Below are 7409 nucleotides of genomic sequence, written 5' to 3'. Positions count from 1 at the left end.
GTGACTCAGGGTAAAAAAGGCCTTCAGGCTTCCAACATCCGCCCAGCTTAATTGCGAACGGATGGACAAAGGCCCGCTGATGCGGGCCTTTTTTATTGCTCGTCATTAATTCTGGCGTTCCGATGGCAACGCTGGCCCGCTCTGAGCCTCCTCATTCTCCATCTCTTTAAATTGCTCCTCAAGACGCTGTTGGGCTTCTTCAAAACGGCGCTCAGTATCTTCAATTAAAGCGTCTACATCGGTCGATTCAAGGCCGTCGTCTAACCGCGTGCGCTCTGGAATACTGCTGTCGGTTTCCCAGCTGGGCGGAATATCTTCCGTTTCCATCGGTTCAAACGCGGGTGCCTGCTGCTCAACCTCCTGAAACTGTTCCTCAAGACGCTTTTCGGCTTCTTCAAAGCGCCGCTCGGTTTCTGCAATCATCTCATCCACATCGGAACGCGTTGCTTCACCGGGCATTGCACTATCTTCGTTAAGCGCATCGTCAGGGTCAGCGGCCAGAGTCTCTTCACCTGCCTCTAACGTTTCACTCTGTGTGGCCCCCTCGGTATTACTTTCCTCAGTTCCGTCATCTCGTAGGGCATCGGCGCGCTCAAGCTGCTCCTCGACCTGACGCGCTTCGATGTCATCTTCTACTTCTTCAGGCGTTGCCATCTCTGCCGCATTTTCTGCCGCAGCGCCCCCCCCATCCTCGCGTACCGTTTCGTCATCCGCCACTTCAGCATTATCAGCGGGTGCCGCGGCGGGATCTTCTTGAGAATCTCCACAGGCGCTTAGCATTAATGCCAAAGCAGCAAGTGCAGGTATCCACACGCGATTTGCCATTTGATACGTCTCCTTTATAACAATAAAATCTGAGCCCACCCATTAATGCGGATGGGCGGAAGATAGCAACGGGCAATCCTCGGGTATCAGCACCCGTAGCGCAAGCGGCACCACTTCAGCACAAAAATGATCGTACCAGCGCGCCTCGCCATCCAGAGTGAGCGGCCAAGGAGGATCATCTGCCTGGGTGGTCACTGTCAGTTGGCTAGTGGTGAAGTAACGAACAAATTTTCCGTCATAAGGAAAATCTTGCAGTTCACCAACCAGCTTGGTCAGTTCAGTAACGGAATTAAAGTCTTTCACCAGCAGCACATCTAAACGCCCGTCATCAAGCTTAGCGCGCGGCGTTAACACTTGCCCACCGCCTGACTGGCGGCCATTGCCCATCGCCAGTAGCAGCAGCGACGCGCTCTCCTCCTTGCCATCCCAATTAAGGTTGCCGCGATAGCTGCGATGGCGCCAAGCCTTTAGCGCCCCCATCAGCGAATAGGCACCACCGCCCAACATACGCTTGAGCGTTTTGGGCGTTGAGGAGGTAATTTCAGCGCCAAAACCGCCGGTGGTCATGTTGACATAATAGCTGGTCGTCGATTCACCATCCTTGCCTGCCGTCACGCGTATAACGTCAATGGGATGCGAGCTTAGCGTCATCGCTGCGGCCAATGCCGGGCCCGGCTCTAACGGCAAGCCTAAGGAAGTCGCAAAATCATTAGCGCTGCCCAGTGGCACAATACCCAGTACCGGGCGGTGATCGTGGGGCAGCCGCATCAAGCCATTCATGACCTCGCTGACAGTGCCATCCCCGCCACAGGCGATCACATGGGTGATACCCATTGCCACTGATTGCTCCGCAATATCAGCAGCATCGCCCCCCTCCCAAGTAGCGCGAACGGTGATTAGCATTCCTGCTTGGCGCTGTTCATCAACGGCTTCACGCAATGCCGGATTACCGGCAGATTTACCATTAATAATGAGTAAATAATGCTGCTGAGAGTCTGTCACCGTTATTTATCCTTTCCTTGGTTAACCACCGTTACTGGCCGTCATGCCAACGCCTTCTCAACCACTTCATATACATTTGAAGATAGCGGTTCTTTTTGAATACGCTCAAGTTGAGAGCGCATTAACCCCTGACGGGTTTCATCGAAACGTTGCCAGCGCGTTAATGGCGTAATCAGGCGGGCTGCAATTTCAGGGTTAAGTCGATTGAGCTCAATCACCACATCGGTCAGCAATTGGTAGCCCTGGCCATCTAAACGGTGGAAATTTACCCGATTCTGAGCAAACGCCCCGATCAGTGCACGAACCTTATTGGGGTTTTTAAGTGAAAACGCGGGGTGCTGCATTAAATACTTAACTCTCGCCAGCACATCGGCCTGAGGACGCGATACCTGAATGGTGAACCACTGGTCCATTACCAATGGGTCGTGCGCCCATTTTTCCCCGAATGCTTTTAACGCCGGAGACGCAAGGTCGTCACGATCACTGTGCACCAATAGCGTAAGCGCTTGACGGACATCGGTCATGTTATGGTCGGCGCTGAACTGCGCCTCGCATAGCGCTAGGCCCTGCTCATCTTCGATCGACATTAAATAGGAAAGAGCAATGTTCTTCAGACTGCGCTGGGCAATTTGCTCTGGCGTTGGCGCGTAGGGCTGCTCAGTCACATTGGCTTCGTAAACAGCGATAAACTCTTTACGTAGAGCCACCGCCAGCGATTGGCGTACGAACTCACGGGCAGCATGAATGGCATCGACATCAACGATTGGCTGCTGCTCGGCGACATATGCTTCAGAAGGCAGCGTCAGCATCTCCGCCAGTACCGCCTTATCACTCATTGAGCCGGTCAAAAGCGTCTTAAAGGCCTCTATAACACGGCTGTCCATGACTTTTTCTACGCCGTTACGATGAGCCGCAATCAAGTCATCTAATGCCAATAACGCGAGGCGCTGACCCGCATCCCAACGATTGAAGCCATCGCTATCGTGGGTTAACAAAAACGCCAGATCTTCTCGTGAATAGGGATAATGCAGCTTCACCGGTGCCGAAAATTCACGTAGCAGTGACGGCACAGGCGCTTCAGCCACATCAGTAAAGATAAACGTCTGCTCATCATCATGCAGATGAATGACCGCATCTTTGCCTAATTTTTTACCGTTTAATGTCAGCGTGAGATCTTGTCCAGACTTAGTGCCGACTAGCCCCATACGCACAGGAATATGTAACGCCATCTTGTTTGGCTGCCCTGGCGTTGCCGGCGTGCGCTGGCGTAATGTTAGGTGATATTCACCGTGAACGTAGTCATATTCGCCGTGAGCATCAATATCCGGCGTTCCCGCCTGAGAATACCAGCGCATGAATTGGCCGAAATTCTGGCCCGAAACCTCCGCCATACAGCCAACAAAGTCCTCAATCGTCACCGCTTGACCGTCGAAACGCTCAAAGTAAAGATCAGAGCCCTGACGAAAACGTTCTTCGCCAACCAAGTTGCGCAGCATGCGTACGACTTCGGCTCCCTTCTCGTAAATCGTCAGAGTGTAGAAGTTGGTAATTTCAATAAAGCGATCGGGACGAATCGGGTGCGCCGTGGGGCCAGCATCTTCGGCAAACTGCGCAGTACGGAAAAAAGACACGTCTTGGATGCGCTTAACCGGCGCAGAGTTTGTATCCGCCGAAAAACACTGATCACGAAAGACCGTAAAACCTTCTTTCAGCGAGAGCTGAAACCAGTCTCGGCACGTCACTCGATTGCCGGACCAATTGTGGAAATACTCGTGAGCAACAATGCCTTCGACACTCTGAAACGCAGCATCGGTGGCGGTATGAGGATGCGTTAATACAGCGGCGGAGTTGAAAATATTGAGGCCTTTATTTTCCATCGCCCCCATATTGAAATCATTGACGGCGACGATCATAAACAGGTCAAGATCATACTCACGGCCGTAGGTCTGCTCATCCCATGCCATCGCTCGCTTTAGCGACGACATCGCATGCTCAGTTTTATCGACATTGTCTTTTTCCACCCAAATCTGCAGCGTGACCTCACGCCCTCTCATGGTGGTGAAGTGGTCTTCAACGCAATGCAGATTGCCTGCCACCAGAGCAAACAGATAACAGGGCTTGGGATGTGGGTCTTCCCACGTGGCAAAATGGCGACCGCCTTCCAAGTTACCGCGTTCGATGGGATTACCGTTGGCTAGCAGCACCGGCTCACGCTGCTCGTCACCAATAACGGTCACCTTGAACGTCGCCATTACGTCCGGACGATCAGGATAAAATGTAATGCGCCTAAAACCTTCAGCTTCGCACTGAGTACAGTACATGCCGTTAGATTGATAAAGGCCTTCTAACGCCGTGTTCTCCTGCGGAGCAATTGCAACGTCGCTTTCCAGCACAAATCGCTCAGGTACCTGGGCAATATGCAGGCCCTTTTCATCAAGCTGATACGACAATGCATCCAGCGCCTTTTCATTAATGGCGAGGGAAATCAGTTTTAAGTGCTCGCCGTTTAATATTAGCGGCGTGTCGGCGTCAGCGTCGGAATGACGCTCAATCGACAGGCGCGCTTTCACACGGGTCGCGGCGGGGTCAAGATCAAACGTCAGCTCGGCATGAGTAACCCGGTAGGCGGGTGGCTGGTAGTCGCTTAAAAAAACCGGCTGCGGATCAGACATAGTGCTTGACTCCTGTATAAAACGATCATTCACATGATTAAATGAGGGCAATGACGGTGGGCTGCGCTAAACCCCTGAACTAGTCGCGAAAATTATCAAACTGCAGCGGCAAGTCGGGGCCTTCTTCAGCGCGTAGTAACGCCATGACGCCTTGTAAATCATCGCGCTTTTTACCCGTGACGCGCACTTTCTCACCTTGAATTTGCGCCTGTACTTTTATCTTGCTGGCTTTGATGCGTTTGACCACATCTTTTGCCTCTGCTGCATCAAGGCCCTGCTTTAGCGCAACTTCTTGGCGCGCCTTAACGCCGGAAAGCACGGGATCTTGAATATCCATGCAGCGGGCATCAATGCCGCGAGCAATTAATCGGCCGCGCAGTACGTCCAACATTTGCTTGAGCTGGAAATCAACGTCCGCTTCCAGCTGCACTTTATCGGCTTCAAGTGTGAAGCTGGCATTGACGCCTTTAAAGTCAAAGCGAGACTGTACTTCGCGGTTCGCCTGATCAACGGCGTTAGCACCTTCGTGCTGATCGAATTCTGAGACAATATCAAATGAGGGCATGATTCAATTCCTGACAAGACATGGCCCACCATTCTAGAGCAGGCAGCCCCCTACCGGCCAATTCTCTTCACTTTCTGTGTGTTTTAAGCGCCCGTTAGTTAAACAACTACTAACATGGGATCAAAATTACTTGTACACAAGTTGTTCTAAACAAGCCTCAAAAAAATGTTCAACGCAGAGTAGATGGCTTACGCTAACGCGCTACTTTTACAAACGTTATTAAGTGCTTTCCAGGAGACACCATGAGTGATCGCGACACCCGCCACAAAGCATCGATGCAGAAGCTCAAAGCACGCGTAGATGAGAAAGTCGCCAGTGCCACTGAGCAACGCGGCCTCATTATCGTCAACACGGGTAATGGGAAAGGTAAAACGACTGCTGCCTGGGGAACGGTGACCCGCGCTTTAGGCTATGGTTACAACGTGGCAGTTGTGCAGTTTATTAAAGGATTATGGGAATGTGGAGAGCGCAATCGTTTAGAAGAAGATAGCCATCTAGAGGTGGCAATTATGGCCACAGGCTTTACTTGGGATACGCAAAACCGACAGGCAGATACCGAGGCCTGTCACGCGGTATGGGAACAGGCGGAGCGCATGCTGGCCGACCCAGAGATGTACTTGGTGGTGCTGGATGAAATTACTTACATGCTTAAGTTTGGCTACTTAGAGATTGAAGCGGTGAAACAGGCATTAGAGAATCGCCCGCCGGAACAGACGGTCATTATTACCGGTCGCAACGCCCATCGTGAGCTAATCGCCATGGCCGACACGGTGACCGAAATGCAGGAAATCCGCCATGCTTTCAACGACGGACTTCAGGCGCGTAGAGGTATCGATTACTAGCCTTCTACACACATTGGTTATAAATACGCGACGCTTAGTCCGCTGCTTTAAATATAAAAAAGGGGCAAATAAATCGCCCCTTTTCACGTCCTCCGGCTTACGCTCCGCCAGTACTACCCATCATTAGCTTGTGAAGGGATTACGCAATACGATCGTTTCCATGCGGTCCGGGCCGGTGGAAATGATATCGATGCTGGTGCCTACCTGCTGCTCAAGATAGCTAATGTAAGCACGTGCATTGGCGGGCAAATCTTCTACTCGCTTAGCACCCAGGGTTGATTCCCTCCAACCTGGCAAGTCTTCATAAAGCGGCTCGATAGCTTCAAAGCCTTCTGAATCCACCGGGTTATCCATCACATCGCCATCTTTGCTGCGGTAACCAACGCATACACGGATATTTTCCAAACCGTCTAAGACATCAAGCTTGGTCAAGCAGATACCGGAGACGGAGTTAATTTGCACCGCGTGGCGCAGCGCCACAGCGTCAAACCAACCACAGCGACGGGCACGCCCAGTGGTGGCACCAAACTCATGACCGCGCTCGGCAAGGTGGCGCCCGTCTACGTCGAAAAGCTCAGTCGGGAATGGGCCAGAGCCCACGCGCGTGGTGTATGCCTTAGTGATACCAAGCACGTAATCCAAATACAGCGGGCCAACGCCAGAACCGGTTGCAACCCCACCAGCGGTCGTATTTGAGCTAGTAACGTAAGGGTAAGTACCGTGATCGATATCCAGCAGTGAACCCTGGGCACCTTCAAACAGAATGTTCTCACCGGCCTTACGCAGGTCGTGCACCATGCTGACCGTATCGCATACCATCGGGCGCAGTTCTTCAGCCATCTGCATGGCCGAGTCGAGTACTTCTTGAAAATCGACTGCCGGTTCGCCGTGGTAATTAACTAGCACAAAGTTGTGGTAGTCGAGCACTTCTCCCAGCTTAGAAGCGAAACGCTCGCGGTGCAGCATATCGCCTAAACGCAGACTACGGCGCGCCACCTTGTCTTCATAGGCGGGGCCAATGCCGCGGCCGGTGGTGCCAATCTTAGCGATACCACGGGCTTTTTCACGCGCCTGATCCAGACGCACGTGATAAGGCAGAATCAGCGGGCAGGCGGGAGAAAGACGCAGGCGTTCGCGCACAGGCACGCCCTTGGCTTCCAACTCACGGATTTCTTTGATCAACGCTTCGGGTGAAAGCACCACGCCATTGCCGATCACACACTTTGTGCTTGGGCGTAGAACACCTGAGGGGATCAGGTGAAGGACGGTTTTTTCACCGTCGATGACCAGCGTATGGCCAGCATTGTGGCCACCCTGAAAACGTACCACGGCAGATGCGGACTCGGTTAGCAGATCAACGATCTTACCTTTGCCCTCGTCACCCCACTGGGTGCCCAGCACTACGACATTCTTACCCATTATGATGCACTCGTCTCTTGTGTCAGGGTCGTTGGCTGCCAACGACCATCGATAAGCTCAAGACAGCGGTCACAGTCGTGCTCC

The 7409-nt window shown here is 52.6% G+C and carries 6 protein-coding genes; 1 reads left to right on the top strand and 5 read right to left on the bottom strand.

What is annotated here, in order from left to right; all coding sequences use genetic code 11:
- Positions 1–105: 105 nt before the first annotated feature.
- The 4 genes from ACTH5D_RS16645 to ACTH5D_RS16630 all read right to left on the bottom strand — a co-directional run bounded on the left by ACTH5D_RS16645 (position 106) and on the right by ACTH5D_RS16630 (position 5064).
- The gene (locus ACTH5D_RS16645; protein WP_441673188.1) at positions 106–825 is read right to left on the bottom strand and encodes a hypothetical protein; all 720 of its coding nucleotides are present in this window, start codon (positions 823–825) and stop codon (positions 106–108) included.
- Between the two features lie 42 nt (positions 826–867).
- Entirely contained in the window at positions 868–1827 is a 960-nt protein-coding gene (gene yegS / locus ACTH5D_RS16640; protein ID WP_441673186.1) for a lipid kinase YegS, read from the bottom strand.
- A 41-nt stretch (positions 1828–1868) separates the two neighbouring features.
- Positions 1869–4499, bottom strand: a complete 2631-nt coding sequence (gene pepN / locus ACTH5D_RS16635) for an aminopeptidase N (protein WP_441673184.1) — start codon at positions 4497–4499, stop codon at positions 1869–1871.
- Between the two features lie 79 nt (positions 4500–4578).
- Positions 4579–5064 (bottom strand): YajQ family cyclic di-GMP-binding protein, encoded by a 486-nt coding sequence (locus ACTH5D_RS16630; RefSeq protein WP_193062500.1) that lies wholly within the window; start codon positions 5062–5064, stop codon positions 4579–4581.
- A 242-nt stretch (positions 5065–5306) separates the two neighbouring features.
- Here ACTH5D_RS16630 and cobO point away from each other — a divergent pair, with 242 nt between their 5' ends.
- The gene (cobO, locus tag ACTH5D_RS16625) at positions 5307–5906 is read left to right on the top strand and encodes a cob(I)yrinic acid a,c-diamide adenosyltransferase (RefSeq protein WP_441673182.1); all 600 of its coding nucleotides are present in this window, start codon (positions 5307–5309) and stop codon (positions 5904–5906) included.
- Positions 5907–6029: 123 nt separating this feature from the next.
- Here cobO and ACTH5D_RS16620 read toward each other — a convergent pair whose 3' ends face one another.
- The gene (locus ACTH5D_RS16620; RefSeq protein ID WP_441673180.1) at positions 6030–7325 is read right to left on the bottom strand and encodes an adenylosuccinate synthase; all 1296 of its coding nucleotides are present in this window, start codon (positions 7323–7325) and stop codon (positions 6030–6032) included.
- Between the last annotated feature and the right edge of the window lie 84 nt (positions 7326–7409).

Origin of the sequence: Halomonas sp. (assembly GCF_052095695.1) — a bacterium.
GTDB lineage: Bacteria > Pseudomonadota > Gammaproteobacteria > Pseudomonadales > Halomonadaceae > Vreelandella.
This window is presented reverse-complemented; position numbering and strand designations above follow the sequence as displayed.

Excerpts from the sequence above, each read along its gene's own strand:
- ACTH5D_RS16645 (WP_441673188.1), bottom strand. The coding sequence starts at position 825 with ATGGCAAATCGCGTGTGGATACCTGCACTTGCTGCTTTGGCATTAATG.
- ACTH5D_RS16630 (WP_193062500.1), bottom strand. The coding sequence starts at position 5,064 with ATGCCCTCATTTGATATTGTCTCAGAATTCGATCAGCACGAAGGTGCT.
- pepN (WP_441673184.1), bottom strand. The coding sequence starts at position 4,499 with ATGTCTGATCCGCAGCCGGTTTTTTTAAGCGACTACCAGCCACCCGCC.
- ACTH5D_RS16620 (WP_441673180.1), bottom strand. The coding sequence starts at position 7,325 with ATGGGTAAGAATGTCGTAGTGCTGGGCACCCAGTGGGGTGACGAGGGC.
- cobO (WP_441673182.1), top strand. The coding sequence starts at position 5,307 with ATGAGTGATCGCGACACCCGCCACAAAGCATCGATGCAGAAGCTCAAA.